Here is a 15,323-nt window from a genome sequence, read left to right as displayed (position 1 = left end):
CTATTGCAGAATGCCCGGCGGTACGGCGGGCCGTCAATTTCCGTTTCACTGGAGGATGGCGCAAAGGACTATTGCATAGCTGTCGAAGATGATGGTCCGGGCCTTGATCCGGCAGAGAAAGAGCGGGCCTTCAACCGGTTCTTCCGTGGGTCCAATGCGTCTGGTCAGGGGATCGAGGGTAGTGGCTTGGGCCTTCCGGTCGTCAAGTCCATTGTCGAAGCGCATGGCGGCAAGGTGGATCTTGCCGATCGGGTAGGCGGCGGGTTGCGGGTTGTCATTGCGCTGCCAAAACAGCCCCGACCCCGCGACATGGCTGCCCAAACTTCGCGCAAATCCGCCTAAACACAGAGCAGGGATTTGGAATATTCAACACAGAACGATAGCTGATGTCATGGGCCGGTTTCAGTCCCTGACACGAATTGAATTTGGGTGGAGTCAGTTATGAACATCCTTCTTGTCGAAGATGAAAACCGCGTTGCAGACTTTATTCGGCGGGGATTGTCCGCCGAAGGCTGGTCCGTTGACCATGCCGCTGACGGCGAAGAAGCGCTCGAACACGCAGCGGCCAACACGTACGATGTTATCCTGCTTGACCTGATGCTTCCTGGCATTCAAGGGCAGGACGTGTGTCGCAAATTGCGCGCGCGTAAGTCGAAAACCCCGATTTTAATGCTGACGGCACTCGATAGCCCGGAAGAGAAAGTCGAGGGTTTGAAAATTGGCGCCGATGACTATCTGCCCAAGCCCTTTGACTTTGATGAGCTCATAGCGCGCGTTGAAGCGCTTCACCGGCGCGCGACCAACTATGCGGCAGATGTCAGCGATACAGTTGTGAAAAGTGGTTCACTCACCTTCGACCGTGAATCTCTGCAGGTTTGCCTCGATGGTGAAGAGATCGAAATGTCGAAAAAGGAGCGTGATCTGCTCCTGCTCTTTTTGACCAATCCGGGTCGCGTTCTGTCGCGCGAGCGGATTTTGAACGCGGTCTGGGGTCTGAATGCTGACCCGCTGACCAACGTGGTGGATGTGTATGTGGGACGTCTTCGTCGCAAGATCGGCGACGAGGGTTCGCGGATCGTGACCCTGCGGAATGTCGGATACCGAATGAACTGAGTCGCACGCGCCGCGGGTTCAAAGCGGCGTTGTATCTCAGTGACTGAGAACCTGATCAAGGAACGTCTTGGTACGATCGCTCTTTGGGGCGCTGAAGAAGCTTTCAGGATCACTCTCTTCGATGATTTCGCCCGCATCCATGAATATCACTCGGTCTGCGACCTTGCGCGCAAATCCCATTTCGTGGGTCACGCAGATCATCGTCATGCCTTCCTGGGCCAGTGTAACCATCACGTCCAAGACTTCGCCGATCATCTCGGGGTCCAGCGCCGATGTGGGTTCGTCGAACAGCAGAATTTCGGGCTTCATACACAGCGCGCGGGCGATGGCGACGCGTTGCTGCTGACCACCCGACAATTGCCCGGGGAACTTCTCGGCCTGATTGGCGATCTGCACCTTTGATAGATAGCCCATAGCTGTCTCTTCGGCTTCTTCACGTGAGATTTTGCGCGCCAGCATTGGTGCCAATGTGCAGTTGTCGAGAATGCTCAGATGCGGGAACAGGTTGAAATGCTGAAAACACATCCCGACTTCGCGCCGCATTTCCTCGATATTGGGTGCGTCAGCGCTGATCTCTTCCCCGTTGATCATGATTTGCCCGGACTGGTGCTCTTCCAACTGGTTGATCGTGCGGATCATCGTGGATTTGCCGGACCCGGATGGCCCGCACACAACGATCTTTTCGCCCTTCATCACCCTCAGGTCGACATCCCTGAGCGCGTGATAGGTGCCGTACCACTTGTTGACTTGCTTCATTTCGACAGCTGGCTGCATGACTATCTCCCTCGGGTCAGTCTTTAATGGCTGCGGCTACGATGATTTCGACTTTCAGAACGTCGCGGGCCAGCTTGGCTTCGCCACAGGCGCGTGCGGGGGCGTGCCCCTTGGGCACCCACGCATCCCAAACGGCGTTCATTTCGACAAAGTCGGCCATATCGGAGAGCCAGATCACGGCTTGCAGGATATGCTCGCGATCGGAACCCGCCTCGGCCAACAACGCATCGACACGCGACAGGCAATCGGCGGTTTGCTCTGCAACACTGTCCCCTGCCCCAACTTGGCCGCACAGATAGGCAACGCCATTGTGCTTTACGATCTTACTCATGCGGTCAGAGGTGTGGAGCCGTTCGATCATGCCTTATCCAATCAGGTTGCGTGCGCTCAAAGCGTCGGTGATTTCGGTCAGGATTGCGGGGTCGTCGATGGCTGCGGGCTGTTTGTAGTCTGCCGCATCCGCGATCTTTTGCATCGTGCCGCGCAGTACCTTGCCCGAGCGTGTCTTGGGCAAGCGGATCACAGGCACGGCTGTCTTGAACGCTGCAACGGCCCCAATCTTCGCCCGCACCAGTTTCACCAGTTCCTGTTCAAGCTCTGCCGCGTCGCGCTTCGCACCGTCATTGGTGACGTAAAAGCCAAGTGGCATTTGCCCTTTCAGAGCGTTGGCCTTGCCCACAACCGCGCATTCCGCAATGTCGGGATGGCTGGCAATGACCTCTTCCATGGAGCCGGTGGACAGACGGTGGCCCGCGACGTTGATGATGTCATCGGTGCGCGCCATGATGAAGACATAGCCGTCCTCGTCGATGATCCCTGCGTCCGAGGTGGCATAGAAGCCGGGGAATTCTTCCAAATAGGAGGATAGAAACCGCTCTGGCGCGTTCCACAGTGTTGGAAAGCCAGAGGGCGGCAGCGGTAGCTTGCACACGATGTTGCCAAGCGTGCCCGGGGGGACCGGGTTGCCGTCGTCATCCAGGACCCGGATGTCATAGCCCGGCATGGGCTTTCCGGGTGAGCCGAGTTTGATCGGAAAGGCGCCAAGCCCCACCGGATTGCCGGACATGGCCCATCCGGTTTCGGTTTGCCACCAATGGTCGATCACGGGCCGATCCAATTTCTCTTGTGCCCATTCGATGGTGGCGGGGTCCGAGCGTTCGCCCGCCAAGAACAGTGTGCGAAAATGGCTGAGGTCGTAGTCGGCGATCAGCGCCCCGGTTGGGTCTTCCTTCTTGATGGCACGGAAAGCCGTCGGCGCGGTAAAAAGGGCCGCAACCTTGTGATCCTGAATGACGCGCCAGAAGGCGCCAGCATCGGGCGTGCCCACCGGTTTGCCCTCGTACATCACCGTGGCGCAGCCGTGCAGCAATGGTCCGTAACAGATGTAGGAATGACCAACGACCCAACCCACGTCCGAGGCGGCCCAGAACACCTCTCCCGGCTTGAGGCCGTAGTGATGTTCCATTGTCCATTTCAGGGCGACCATGTGACCGCCCGTGTCACGGACCACGCCCTTGGGTTGGCCGGTCGTGCCGGATGTGTAAAGGATGTAGGCCGGGTCTGTTGCCGCAATGGGTACGCATTCGGTGGCCTGCCCCGCGCTGAGGGCGGCGTCGACCTGATCGGCGTAGTCCAGATCGCGCTTTGGTGTCAGCTCGCACCGGTGCACCTCGCGTTGCAGGATCAGGCACGCCTCTGGCTTTGCCGTTGCAATCTCAATGGCCTCGTCTAGCAGCGGTTTGTAGGCAACGACCCGCCCCGGTTCGATCCCGCAGGAGGCCGAGATGATCGCCTTGGGCGCTGCATCGTCGATCCGTGTGGCAAGTTCGTTGGCAGCAAAACCGCCAAATACAACCGAATGGATGGCCCCCAACCGGGCGCAGGCCAGCATGGCAAACACGGCTTCGGGCACCATCGGCATGTAGATGATCACCCGGTCGCACTTGGCCACGCCCATGCTGCGCAAGACATATGCCAAGGCACTCACGCGATCCGTCATTTCACTGAATGTGAAACGGGACACGCTGTCCGTCACCGGGCTGTCATGCACCAGGGCCAGTCGATCGCCATGCCCTGCCTCGACATGTCGGTCGAGGCAGTTGTAGCAAGTGTTGCACATCGCCCCGTCGAACCAGCGCCCATAGAAACCCAAGTCAGGATTAAAGACCGACGTGGCCGGTTCGAACCAGTCGATGCCCTCGGCCGCCTTGGTCCAGAAAGCAACCGGATCATCCCGCCATGCGGCATAGGTTTCAGCGTAGCGGGAAGACATCGGCGGGACCTCAACAGGTGTAGTTCAAACCAAGGCGCCCGCCATCGACATAGATAGTTTCGCCCGTGACGTAGCTGGATTTCGGAGAGCACAGGAACGCGACCACGTCACCGATCTCGCGCGCGCTTCCAGCGCGGCCCAGCGGTGTGCGGGACATGGCCGTTTTAAAGGCTTCTGGGTTGGCGTTCACGCCTGCCATCATCTCTGTGTCGATGGAGCCGGGGCCTACAGCATTGACGCGGATGTTGTTCTTGGCCAGTGCCAGCGCTGCGACCTTGGTCAATTGCATTACGCCTCCTTTGGAGGCGCAATAGGCTGGGATCGCCGGGATTGCGACCTGCGCGTTGATCGACGACATGTTGACGATTGCGCCCTCGATCCCCTTGTCCACCATGGTCCGCGCCGCCCGTTGCGTTGCCACGAAAACGCCGCGCAGATTGACGCCAAGAACAGTGTCGAACGCGTCGAGCTCATAGCTGAGGAAATCACCCGGCATGGCGATGCCCGCGTTGTTCACCAACGCGCTGACAGGGCCGTGTTCGGCTTCGATGGTGTCAAACAGGGCGGTGATCGCATCCACGTCGCCGAAATCACAAATGTACCCCGCCCCGCCCAGCCGCTCTGCCTCGGCCTTCACGGTATCTTTGATGTCAGCCAGGATAACTTTGTAGCCCTCTTCAGCAAGCGCTTCGGCGCAGGCCAGTCCGATCCCTTGAGCGGCGCCGGAAATCAAAGCGATGGGTGTGTCTGTCATGGTCAACGATCCTGTGTCTATTCGTATCCGTAGTCGGATTTGGCTTGTTCGGGTGTGATCAGACCAGCTGCAACGTCAGCTGCAACCTGGCTTTTTTCACGGTTGGATGGCGCACCGTAGCCGCCACCCCCCGGCAGGCTCAACCGCAGACGTTGACCGTTCTTGATTAACTGACGACCTTTCGAACGCAGTTCGGTTCCATCCGACAACTCGACACGCCCCGGCGCGCCGGGATTGCCGCCGTCACGACCCCGCGCGGCATTGTGCACACGGTCAAACATGGCATTGAAATAGAAATCGTACCCGTCGCGTGGCTCGATCTCGATGGTCTGTCCCAGGCCACCTCTGAGCGTCCCCGCGCCGCCTGATCCAGCGCGCAGATCCTTGCGCCAAACGGTGATCGGGCCGACATGCTCGGTTGCTTCGACGCTCATAGTCGATACGCCGGATGGGAACGCGGTTGCCGACAGCCCATCATGCGCGGGGCGTGCCCCCGTACCGCCCGAGTTGAACATCAAAACTTCGCGGTTGGGAAGATCGCTGGTTGGGTCGCTGGCGCGAGCTGAAATCTGAATGTTCCAAAGGGCGGAGGCCCCTTCGGCCGGAACGGTATTGGGCATCGCCTTGTGCAATGCGCCCAGCACGACATCCGGCACCAGATGTCCCATCACGTGCCGCACGGATACCGGTGCGGGGCGCTTTGCTGCAAGAATACAGCCTTCGGGGGCCGTAATCTGGAACGGCTCAAGTGAGCCGGTGTTGTTCGGGACCTGCGGAGCGATCGCACATTTCAAACCGTAGCAGGCATAGGCGCGGGTATAGACCTCGGGGCAGTTCACGCCGAACTTGCTCATGCCCGAAGTGCCCGCGAAATCGGCCAGCAACGTATCGCCTTTGATGTCCAACCGCACTTCCATATGGACTGGAGCATCGTACCCATCGACCTGCATGGTGTGGGTGAAACTGCCATCGACTACTTTTGAAATCGCTTCGTGCGTGGCCTTGCGGCTTGTGTCGATGATGAAGTCGGACAGGCCATCGATATTGTCGATGTCGAACTCGTCCAGCATGGCTTGCAGACGTCGGTCTCCCGCCTCGTTGCAGGCGGCGAGCGAGTAGATGTCACCGACCGTCTGATCAGGTGTGCGGACATTGGCCCGGATCAGGCGCAACAGACCCTTGGAGACCTGGCCACGCTCTGCAAACTTCATGATTGGGATCAGCAGACCCTCTTCGTATACCTCGTTTCCGTCCGGTCCAAATCCACGCCCGCCGATGTCGACGACATGCGCCGTGCAGGCGAAATAGCCGATGTGCGTCGCTCTGCGGAAAACGGGCGAAACGATGGTGATATCGTGCAGGTGCCCTGTCCCCAGCCAAGGGTCGTTGGTGATCAGTACGTCCCCTTCGAACATGTCCTGCGCGCCGATCTCGGCCACGAAGTGGGTCACACTCTCGGCCATCGCGTTCACATGTCCGGGTGTCCCCGTAACTGCTTGCGCGATCATCCGGCCTTGCCGATCGAACAGGCCAGCGGACAAGTCCCCTGCCTCGCGGACCGAGGTGGAAAAAGCGGTGCGGATCAGCGTTGTTGCCTGTTCCTCGACCACCGCGATCAGGCGGTTCCACATGATTTGAAAGTCTATGCTGATGGGGGTGCTCATGCGGCCTCCTCCTTGCGCAGAAGAAGCAGACTTCCATCCCCCTGCCCGATCACTTTGTAGGCTGATGTGACGATTGTGGTTGTCTCACGCTCGACAACAATGGCCGGGCCATCGACGGCGATACCGGGCGTCAGGGCGTCTCGCGCGACTTCTTGTGCTTCGACGGTTTGCCGCTTGGCGGCGTCGTAAAATGAGCGTAGGCGCAGTGCTCTGGCCTCGGTGCCATTTGAGTGGTGCTCTGCTGCAGCAACGGCTGGCAACACCGTGGACACAACCAGCGACCAGTTTGTGATTTCACAAGCCAGCCCTTCAATTGTCCGACCAAAGAGCGTGCGATAGGCGTCCTCGAATGCGGCGAGGATCAAAGTGCTGTCGGACTCTTCAAACACTTTATGTGGGAGCGGCACGGGTATCTCCCATCCCTGCCCCGAATACCGCATGAAAGCGGTGAGCTTGGTTTCTGTGTTCTGACCCTTGGCACCGGCATTTACAAAGGCGCGCGCCTCGGCCTCCAGTTCCTGCAGCATGGTGTTGATTGCATCGGCGTCGAACGCCGCCAAACGCTGAAACATCCCGCGCGAGGCTTCGTAGCTGAACGGGGCCTTCAGGAACCCGATGGCCGACCCGACACCCGCCCCCGGTGGGATCAGTAGCGCCTTGATGCTCAGTTTCTCGCACAGGCGGCAGGCGTGCAGAGGTGCGCCACCGCCGAAGCCGATCATGGTGAAATGTTCGATGTCGCGGCCATTCTCAACCGTGTGAACGCGGGCGGCGTTGGCCATGTTTTCATCTACCATCTCGGTCACACCGAAGGCCGCGTCCTGCACGCTAAGCCCGGTCGTTTCGGTAAGGCGCGACATGACTGCTTTGTCTGATGCGTTAGGGTGCAAAGGAATGGCGCCGCCCGCAAAGTTCTCGGGGTCTAGACGGCCCAGCAGCAAGTTGGAGTCGGTAACAGTGGGTTCCTGCCCGCCGCGTCCATAGCACGCGGGACCGGGTTCGGAGGCCGCGGATTTTGGGCCGACCTGAATGCGGCCCATAGCATCGATGGAGGCAATGGACCCGCCACCCGCGCCAATCTCGACCATCTCGACCACCGGGGTCGACACGGTCATGCCTGACCCTTTCTTGAAACGGTAGGTGCGGGCCACCTCGAATGTGTTGGCGGTTTTGGGCGCGCCATCCTCGATCAGACAAATCTTGGCCGTTGTGCCGCCCATGTCGAAGCTCAGCACCTTGTCCAGCCCGTGCGCACGGGCATAGTCAGCGGCAAAGATGGCACCACCGGCTGGTCCGGATTCCAACAGGCGCACGGGCTGCTCCGCGGCATCTTTGACTGACATCAGGCCCCCGCCGGAATGCAGCATGAAGACCGGCGCGCCGACGCCTGCTTCCTTCAGCCGCTGCACGAGACGGCCAAGGTAGTCCGCGACTTGTGGCTGCACATAGGCGTTTGCGATCACGGTATTGAAGCGCGGCAGCTCTCGCATCTGCGGGGAAATCACGGAGGAGATTGAAATCGACAGGCCGGGTGCTGCTGCCCGCAGCGCCTCTGCCATCTGTACTTCGTGCGCGTCGTTGGCATAGGAATGCATCAAACCAATGGCGACAGCGTCGTAGTCACCCGCTGTGATGGTCTGCACCATCTGCTCAACTTCGGCGGGGTCCAGGCGAAGCAGTACTTCACCGGAAGGTCCCATGCGTTCGTTCAAGGTGAGGCGGTCCTGTCGCGCCACCAGCGGAACAGGAAGCGTTAGGTTCAGATCGTATTGTTCGAAGCGGTTTTCCGACCGCATCTCGATCACGTCCCGGAACCCTTCGGTCGTGACAAAGGCCAGCTTTGCGCCACGGCGTTCGATCAGCGCGTTGGTGACCAGCGTGGTGCCGTGAATGACCTGTTCAATAGCACCCAGATCAATCCCTGCCTGATCGGCAGCAAGCTGAATGCCGTCCAGAATAGCCTGCTCCGGCTGCGCGTAGTTGGTCAGAACCTTGCATGTCGACAGGCTGCCCGCATGTGCAAGTGCGACATCGGTAAAGGTCCCGCCAATATCAACGCCAACGCGGGTCTTGAAATTCGTCATGTTCTAAAGAGCCTTAAGCACTTGGTTGGCTGTGAATGCAGATTGATAGATGCGTGAAACGATTGGTGCGGTCGGAACGGTCTGCAGGGCTGTCATTGGCAATGGCAGGTCGGCGCGATCCATACCTGTCAATAAACCAGCCATCGTTTCGCCGAACATGGTTCCGGTTGTAATCCCCCGCCCGTTGTATCCAATGGGTGTGAACAGGTTGACATCCAATTCGTAAATCCGCGGCAGGTGATCCGGGGTCATCGCAATCTGCCCGTGCCATGCTTCGTCAAACTCGACCGGCCCCAGGCTGGGGAAGATGCGCGCAATCTGCTTCTTGGCCCAGCGATGCGACAGGCCGCGATCCTTGGACCCAATGACCTTACCCATGGAGCCGACCAGCAACCGATTGAACGCGTCGCGGCGGATGTTGAACATGATCTGACCTGTGTCCCAAAGCCCCTGCTTGCCGGGCAAGATGTGATCAGCTTCTGGTCCCAAAGGCTTTGTCGCCAGTTGGAAATAATGGATCATTGTGAAAATGCGACTGAGATTTGGCCATAGATCATCCGTATAGGCATTCGTACCCAGGATGACCGCTTTGGCCGTTATGGTGCCTTTGTTGGTTTCAACCTTCCAATGACTGCCATCCCTTTCTAGCTTGGTGGCTCTCACCCCGGTGCTGATCGCCGCTCCGGCTCCTATCGCTGCCCGGGCCAGACCGCGACAGTAGCCCATTGGATTGATGGTGCCACAGCGATGGTCGAGCAAACCGCCATGAAAGTGATTGGTCCCAATCATGTCCGAGACCTCTTCGCGCGACAGCAGGTCCACCGGCTCACCAAGCCGTTGCCATTCTTCGTGGCGCTCTTTGAGATCAGTGAAGCCACTGGGTCCGTGCGCGGCGTGGATCGTCCCTGTGCGTGTGACCTCGCACCTGATCTGATGTTTTTCGATTAGTGAAAAAACATACTCCGGCCCACTGCCGAACTTCTTGATAAAGCGTGGGCCATATACAGTGCCCAGCTTTTCACGCACTTTCTGTGGCTGCAGCCAGAGGGCCGCGTTGACCAACCCGCAATTGCGGCCCGACCCTCCATATCCAATCTGTTTGGCTTCCAGAACATGTGCGGACAGGCCGTTTTCAGCGCAATGAAGCGCCGTTGAAAGTCCAGTAAAGCCGCCACCCACGATGGCAACGTCAACTGTAACGTCACCGAGAGTTTCGTTTTTGTAGTCCGTCTCTGCGGCTGAGGTGTCCCAAAGAGAAACGGCGGTATCCGTTGTCATGATAGCGGCCTCTTTCAAGGTTCTGACCAGCAGTCACATGCGTTGCCCATGAGGTTGCAACACGCGGTCTAGCGTGTCAATATATGAAATAGATGTTCTAAATAATGGCACAATTAGATGAGTAAGCTCCAGACGACAGCAGCAGACATGGTCAAGGCGGCTCGCGCCCGGATCGAAGAAATTGAAACTGATTACCTGATCCGAATGGTAGATGACCCCAGCGTCATCATCGTGGATATTCGTGACATTCGCGAGCGGCATCGTACCGGTGCTATTCCAGGCTCAGTCCACGCGCCGCGTGGTATGATTGAATTCTGGGTCGATCCGAACAGCCCTTACTACAAGGATGTGTTCGGACAGGAAGACAAGAAGTATGTTTTCCACTGCGCTTCGGGATGGCGCTCCGCTTTGACAGTCGCCACGTTGCAGGACATGGGTTTCGAAGCGGCACACTTGAAAGAAGGGTTCTCGACGTGGGCCGATAAGGGTGGGCCAGTCGAAACGGTAGAAAAGAAGTAGGTCAGCTTTTGGCGACCTTGCCTGAGACGCTAGCCGCTGCATGGGCAACAAGCGAACCTAGCCAATCGATCCCTTTGTCCGGCATGTTGATGTTGGGAAAGGACACACCCAAGGCCGCAATCGCTTGGCCATTCGGAAGGCAGATGGCGGCACCAACACTCAAAATCCGATCCCGGAACTCGCCCTTGTCGTAAGCATAGCCCTGGCGGCGCGTTTCTTCGACGTCCGCATCCAGGTCGGTCAGGTTTGTGATTGTCAGGTCCGTGTGACGGGTCAGTCGGCCACTGACCTGCGCCCGCAATGCGTCATAGTTCTGTGCAAGAATGGCTTTTCCCGTGCCAACACAGTGTATGGGCGCGGATCCACCTACGGGGTTCCATGACCTGATTGGTTTCGAACTCTCACGCTTGTCGATGTAGATCACTGAAAGATCTTCGGGCACGGCCAGGTAGATCGCTTCGCCAGTTTCACTCGAAAGGTACTTCATTTCGGGTGCAGCGAGTTCACGCAGGTTGAGGTTGTCCAGAAGGACCCGGCCCACCTGCCATGTTTTCAGTGTGGCTGTGTAAGTTTTGTCTGGGCTTTGGCGAACGTATCCAAGCACAGTCAGGGATTGCAGCAACCGAAACGTGTTGGACTTTGTCAGGTCCAGCGCTTTTGAAAGCTCGGTCACACCCATGCTTGAGGGCGAGGATGCCAACGTTTCAAGAATGGACAGGCCCTTTGATAGGGTCGAGTCGACCTTGGGTTCCTTCGTCTCAGTGATTGTGCCGTCCTCCGCTTTGGTCGCTATGAACCGCGCCCCGAGACACTGTATAGAGTGGGCGCTTCGTGTACAGTGATCTCCGGCAGATCACCGTCAAATCGATGTAACGAAACTCTGGCCGAATGCGACGCTGGTGATTGCGATAGGCTCGACGTGCGCAAATCATGTGTCAGGACATTCGGGTTCCCGTGCCGGTCGCGGAATTGTGGGGCGTCGAAGTCGGGGTCCCACCACGCTCCGGTCCAAAGGAAGATCGAGCCTTCCATGATTTCGTCAGTGACCTTGGCCCCGGCAAGGCAACGGCCACGCGCATTAGAAAGCTCCACTATATCTCCATCCGACACACCTCGTCGGGCGGCGTCCTCTGGGTGGATCAAAACTGGTTCACGCCCCTTGATCTTGTGGCTGAGACTGTAGTCCCCGTTGTCCAGTTGGCTGTGCAGTCGCGTTTTGGGCTGGCCCGACAAGAGATATAGGTCACCCTGACCCGTCTCCAAGTCGCGAGGCGGGAAGAAAAAGGCGTGCCCCTTACAATCCGGCAGGTCGAAGGATGCGAGCGTTTCAGAATAGATTTCGATCCGCCCGCTGGGGGTTGGCAGTGGATTGGCGACGGGGTCCGATCTGAATTCGGCCAGAAAGACCTGATTTGGTGATGGATCTGGGATCCTTAAGACGTCGCCAGCTTGGAAAGCCTCCCATTCGGGCAGATCAACGCCATGGCTTGCACCGTTCTCTTGCGTCTGCTTCCAAATGTGTTTCACCCAGTCAAGGCTGCTGCGCTGTTCGCTGAAGGCAGTTTCTGTCCCCAACCTGGCGGCAAGATCGCAATAGATGTCATATTCAACGCGTGCCTCACCCGGCGGGTCCGCAAGCTTGTGCATTGGGACAAGCGCGTTGTCTGACTTCCCGGCCCCGAAGTCCTCGCGTTCCTGTGCGGCTGCAACTGGCAGAACGATATCCGCGTGCCGCGCCATAGCCGTCCAGTTCAGATCGTTGACAATCACGGTTTCCGGGCGCTGAAATGCATCATGGAGACGACCTAGGTCCTGGTGATGGTGAAATGGATTGCCGCCTGCCCACCAGATAAGGCGTGCGTCAGGGAAGGCCCGGGTGGTGCCGCGATACGAATAGGTGCCCAGAGGGTTCAGCAGCATCTCGGCAATCATTGCGACGGGGATATAGTTCTCGACCGGATTCTTGCCTTGCGGCAGGCTTCCCCATCGAAACAACCTTTCCATATTGCCGACGTTGCCGTTGACGCCGTAACCAATCACATAGCCGCCACCAGGCAATCCGATTTGTCCCAGCATTGCAGCCAAAGTAACCGCCATCCAAAGCGGTTGTTCTCCATAGTCCGCGCGCTGCACCCCGGCGGCGACGGAGATCATGCAGCGGCTTTTGGCCATGCGGCGCGCGAGGGCACGGATATCATTGGCGCTGCATCCAGAATGGCCTGCCGCCCATTCGGGTGTTTTGGGTGTGCCGTCGGCTTTGCCTGACAGGTAGGCTTCGAAATGATCGAACCCTACGCAGTAGCGTTCCAGAAAGGCGCGATCCAAAAGTGCTTCGGACCACAGCACGAACGCCAACCCAAGCATCAGGGCGGTATCGGATCCGGGGTGCACCGGCATCCATTCCGCCTTCAAAACCGGATCGGCATCCGAACGCAGGGGGCTGATGTTCACGAACTCGACACCGTTTTTGGCGCAGGCACGCATGTTGTCTTGCATTCGGTGTGTCGCAATACCGCCGTCGCTCACTTGTGTGTTCCGCTTTGCCATGCCGCCAAATATGACCACCAGATCACTGTGATCCGCAATGACCGTCCATCGCGTGGCCTGTGCCACATGCTGTCGAAATGGACCCACAATGTAAGGCATCATGACAAGGGCCGCGTTGTAGCTGTAGTTGCCTTCCGAGAAGGAAAAACCACCTACAGTGTTAAGAAACCGCTTCAATTGGCTTTGCGCATGGTGGAAGCGGCCAGCGCTGGACCACCCATATGATCCCGCGAAGATGCTTTCGTTTCCATAGTTGCTGCGTACGCGCTGAACCTCGCCGGCAATTTGGTCGAGAGCGTGGTCCCACGACACTTCGACGAACGCATCTCTGCCGCGTGGCTTTGCCGTTCGGTTCCCCTCCAGCCAGCTTTTGCGGATGGCTGGCCGTAGAATACGTGCACGGCCGTTCAAACTGCTCGCAATATTGCCATTGATGGGAGAAGGATCCGGATCGCCCGGATGGCCGGTCACTTTTGCAATACCTCCATTGACGATCTCGGCGCGTCCAACACCCCAATGATTTGCCGTGAGCCTCGATGTCGTCACCAGATATGCCTCGATGCAGTTGTGCCGTTATGGTGAACAGCTATGCTGAATATTGACACAGTATTGCAGCCCTGTCAGGGTGAATTCAATATGGGATCACTCAATACCCAAATCATCACGCCGCACGACTATTTCTGACCATTTCGTTCAATCCAGGTGGCTCTCAGAGTCGGTTGGATTGAAATCATAAACGGACGCGCACCATGCCTAACAATAAGATCGACCATTTCGCCATAGGAGCAGATACGCTCGAGCAGGGCATTTCAGAGCTAAAGACCGCGCTTGGTGTTGAGGTGCCGCGCGGCGGCAAGCATGACGCGATGAGCACGCACAACTGTGTCATGCAATCTGGAAACGAGAGCTTTTTCGAGTTGATTGCCATTGATCCAGATGCACCAGCCGATCCAGGGCGAGCGCGTTGGTTCACTTTGGACGATCCGGTAACTCAGGTGCGGTTGCTGAAACGGCCACGCGCGCTGTGTTGGGTCGTCGGAACCGATGATCTGGATGCTGTCATTGCCGCATCGCCAGTTGAACTGGGTGAGGTCGTGTTGTTTACCCGCGGTGATCGGTCTTGGCGCTTGACCGTGCCAAAGGATGGCAGCCTGCCAATGCATGGGCTTTTGCCGGCTTTCATTGAATGGTCCCCGGGCCCGCACCCCTCAACCGGTCAACAGGATTTGGGCGTGACGCTGCAGGCTGTGCACCTGTACTATCCTGATCCTACAACGCTTTCCAAAACGCTGGTTTCTCTTGGTGTTGATCATCTGGCGCAAGTACATGAAGGGGACATGGCCTTGTCGTTTGAACTGAACACCCCGAACGGCTCCGTCATCTTGGACTGACATCAGGCCTATGCAGGAACCTCGTCAAAGCAAGGTATCCGCAAGCGCGTGATGATCAATTCAGACAGCAAAGAAGGGCTGCCCCTTGGGCGGCCTTTTGAGAGCGGTGAGGTCGTTTTAACGTTCTGAAATCGCCATCCGACCCTTCAGATATTCGCCGTATTGACCGAGGGAAAAGATGAAAATCCAATAGATAGCAGCCACAAAAACGTAGACTTCCAAATAGTATGGGGCCCATTCACCCGTACCGAACGCGGCCTTGGCAGACGCCATCACATCAAAGAAACCGATGATGATAACGATCGCCGTTTCTTTGAAGGTGATTACGACCATGTTGATTGTCGACGGAAGGGCATGGCGGAACACTTGCGGCAATACGATCCGCCCCAGAATTTGCCAGTAGGTTAGTCCCAGTGCCTTACCTGCTTCGAACTGGCCTTTCGGGATGGCCTGGAAACCGCCACGGAACACTTCGGCCTGATAGCATGCAAAGAACAGCGCAAAGGCGATGATGACGCGCCAGATTTTATCCCCCTCCAACCAGCTTGGCAGGATGATTGGCAGCACGACAGCGGCGGTAAACAGCGTGGTCAAAAGCGGCAATGATCGAACGAAGTCGATCAGCACCACCGCGAAACCCCGGACAAATGGCATTTCTGAACGCCGCATCAGCGCAAGGCCCAGACCCATTGGCATGCCCAAAAGCACAACGGACGAGAACAGAAACAGCGTGAGTGATAGGCCGCCCCATCCGTCAGTTGTGACCTGTTGCAGGCCCAGCATGCTTCCCTCCATCAGAAGGTAGTAGGTGGCAAAACCAGCAATCCAAAGCGTCGCCAGCCGTCTGGCGCTCCACATGATGGGCAAACAAGACAGTACGACCGTTGCGATGATCGCGGCACAGGCCAAGGTTGATCGCCAATGTTG

The 15,323-nt window shown here is 57.8% G+C and carries 14 protein-coding genes; 4 read left to right on the top strand and 10 right to left on the bottom strand.

Annotation, left to right across the window (positions count from 1 at the left end; translation table 11 throughout):
* Both AC6RA8_RS16220 and AC6RA8_RS16215 read left to right on the top strand, forming a co-directional pair.
* On the top strand, positions 1 to 342 hold a 342-nt coding region (locus tag AC6RA8_RS16220; RefSeq protein WP_500353962.1), incomplete at its 5' end, for a sensor histidine kinase.
* A 99-nt stretch (positions 343 to 441) separates the two neighbouring features.
* Positions 442 to 1,113, top strand: coding sequence for a response regulator transcription factor (locus AC6RA8_RS16215; protein ID WP_500353960.1), 672 nt, complete (start codon positions 442 to 444; stop codon positions 1,111 to 1,113).
* Between the two features lie 36 nt (positions 1,114 to 1,149).
* Here AC6RA8_RS16215 and AC6RA8_RS16210 read toward each other — a convergent pair whose 3' ends face one another.
* From AC6RA8_RS16210 to AC6RA8_RS16180, 7 genes are read right to left on the bottom strand one after another with little or no spacing between them, the layout of a single operon-like run.
* A complete protein-coding gene (locus tag AC6RA8_RS16210) occupies positions 1,150 to 1,887 on the bottom strand; it encodes an amino acid ABC transporter ATP-binding protein (RefSeq protein ID WP_500353959.1) in 738 nt (245 codons plus the stop codon).
* Between the two features lie 16 nt (positions 1,888 to 1,903).
* Positions 1,904 to 2,248, bottom strand: a complete 345-nt coding sequence (locus AC6RA8_RS16205; protein ID WP_500353957.1) for a RidA family protein — start codon at positions 2,246 to 2,248, stop codon at positions 1,904 to 1,906.
* A gap of 3 nt (positions 2,249 to 2,251) precedes the next feature.
* Positions 2,252 to 4,159, bottom strand: a complete 1,908-nt coding sequence (locus AC6RA8_RS16200; RefSeq protein WP_500353955.1) for a propionyl-CoA synthetase — start codon at positions 4,157 to 4,159, stop codon at positions 2,252 to 2,254.
* Between the two features lie 10 nt (positions 4,160 to 4,169).
* Entirely contained in the window at positions 4,170 to 4,913 is a 744-nt protein-coding gene (locus tag AC6RA8_RS16195) for an SDR family NAD(P)-dependent oxidoreductase (protein WP_500353953.1), read from the bottom strand.
* Between the two features lie 17 nt (positions 4,914 to 4,930).
* Positions 4,931 to 6,577 carry a hydantoinase B/oxoprolinase family protein gene (locus AC6RA8_RS16190; protein WP_500353951.1) on the bottom strand — a complete coding sequence of 549 codons (1,647 nt, stop codon included), beginning with the start codon at positions 6,575 to 6,577 and terminating at the stop codon, positions 4,931 to 4,933.
* The gene (locus tag AC6RA8_RS16185) at positions 6,574 to 8,661 is read right to left on the bottom strand and encodes a hydantoinase/oxoprolinase family protein (RefSeq protein ID WP_500353949.1); all 2,088 of its coding nucleotides are present in this window, start codon (positions 8,659 to 8,661) and stop codon (positions 6,574 to 6,576) included. The genes AC6RA8_RS16190 and AC6RA8_RS16185 overlap by 4 nt, the downstream gene beginning before the upstream one ends.
* Before the next feature lie 3 nt (positions 8,662 to 8,664).
* Positions 8,665 to 9,939 (bottom strand): NAD(P)/FAD-dependent oxidoreductase, encoded by a 1,275-nt coding sequence (locus AC6RA8_RS16180; RefSeq protein WP_500353948.1) that lies wholly within the window; start codon positions 9,937 to 9,939, stop codon positions 8,665 to 8,667.
* Positions 9,940 to 10,056: 117 nt separating this feature from the next.
* Here AC6RA8_RS16180 and AC6RA8_RS16175 point away from each other — a divergent pair, with 117 nt between their 5' ends.
* Complete coding sequence (locus tag AC6RA8_RS16175) at positions 10,057 to 10,458, top strand: rhodanese-like domain-containing protein (protein WP_500353947.1); 402 nt, start codon at positions 10,057 to 10,059, stop codon at positions 10,456 to 10,458.
* A gap of 1 nt (position 10,459) precedes the next feature.
* Here the strand turns inward: AC6RA8_RS16175 and AC6RA8_RS16170 are convergent, their stop codons facing one another.
* Complete coding sequence (locus AC6RA8_RS16170) at positions 10,460 to 11,224, bottom strand: IclR family transcriptional regulator (protein ID WP_500353963.1); 765 nt, start codon at positions 11,222 to 11,224, stop codon at positions 10,460 to 10,462.
* A gap of 23 nt (positions 11,225 to 11,247) precedes the next feature.
* Complete coding sequence (locus AC6RA8_RS16165) at positions 11,248 to 13,551, bottom strand: molybdopterin-dependent oxidoreductase (protein WP_500353945.1); 2,304 nt, start codon at positions 13,549 to 13,551, stop codon at positions 11,248 to 11,250.
* A gap of 203 nt (positions 13,552 to 13,754) precedes the next feature.
* Between AC6RA8_RS16165 and AC6RA8_RS16160 the strand changes: the two genes are divergently transcribed.
* Positions 13,755 to 14,396: a VOC family protein gene (locus AC6RA8_RS16160; RefSeq protein WP_500353944.1), complete on the top strand. Its 642-nt coding sequence runs from the start codon at positions 13,755 to 13,757 to the stop codon at positions 14,394 to 14,396.
* Between the two features lie 117 nt (positions 14,397 to 14,513).
* Here the strand turns inward: AC6RA8_RS16160 and AC6RA8_RS16155 are convergent, their stop codons facing one another.
* Complete coding sequence (locus AC6RA8_RS16155) at positions 14,514 to 15,191, bottom strand: amino acid ABC transporter permease (protein WP_500353942.1); 678 nt, start codon at positions 15,189 to 15,191, stop codon at positions 14,514 to 14,516.
* Positions 15,192 to 15,323: the final 132 nt, after the last annotated feature.

The organism is Tateyamaria sp. (genome assembly GCF_059783535.1).
The sequence above is the reverse complement of the archived record's forward strand: the minus strand, read 5'-3'. Positions and strand labels throughout refer to the sequence as shown.

Coding starts and splice junctions, on each gene's coding strand:
- AC6RA8_RS16215 (WP_500353960.1), top strand. CDS start 442: ATGAACATCCTTCTTGTCGAAGATGAAAACCGCGTTGCAGACTTTATT.
- AC6RA8_RS16210 (WP_500353959.1), bottom strand. CDS start 1,887: ATGCAGCCAGCTGTCGAAATGAAGCAAGTCAACAAGTGGTACGGCACC.
- AC6RA8_RS16205 (WP_500353957.1), bottom strand. CDS start 2,248: ATGATCGAACGGCTCCACACCTCTGACCGCATGAGTAAGATCGTAAAG.
- AC6RA8_RS16200 (WP_500353955.1), bottom strand. CDS start 4,159: ATGTCTTCCCGCTACGCTGAAACCTATGCCGCATGGCGGGATGATCCG.
- AC6RA8_RS16195 (WP_500353953.1), bottom strand. CDS start 4,913: ATGACAGACACACCCATCGCTTTGATTTCCGGCGCCGCTCAAGGGATC.
- AC6RA8_RS16190 (WP_500353951.1), bottom strand. CDS start 6,577: ATGAGCACCCCCATCAGCATAGACTTTCAAATCATGTGGAACCGCCTG.
- AC6RA8_RS16185 (WP_500353949.1), bottom strand. CDS start 8,661: ATGACGAATTTCAAGACCCGCGTTGGCGTTGATATTGGCGGGACCTTT.
- AC6RA8_RS16180 (WP_500353948.1), bottom strand. CDS start 9,939: ATGACAACGGATACCGCCGTTTCTCTTTGGGACACCTCAGCCGCAGAG.
- AC6RA8_RS16175 (WP_500353947.1), top strand. CDS start 10,057: ATGAGTAAGCTCCAGACGACAGCAGCAGACATGGTCAAGGCGGCTCGC.
- AC6RA8_RS16160 (WP_500353944.1), top strand. CDS start 13,755: ATGCCTAACAATAAGATCGACCATTTCGCCATAGGAGCAGATACGCTC.
- AC6RA8_RS16155 (WP_500353942.1), bottom strand. CDS start 15,191: ATGGAGGGAAGCATGCTGGGCCTGCAACAGGTCACAACTGACGGATGG.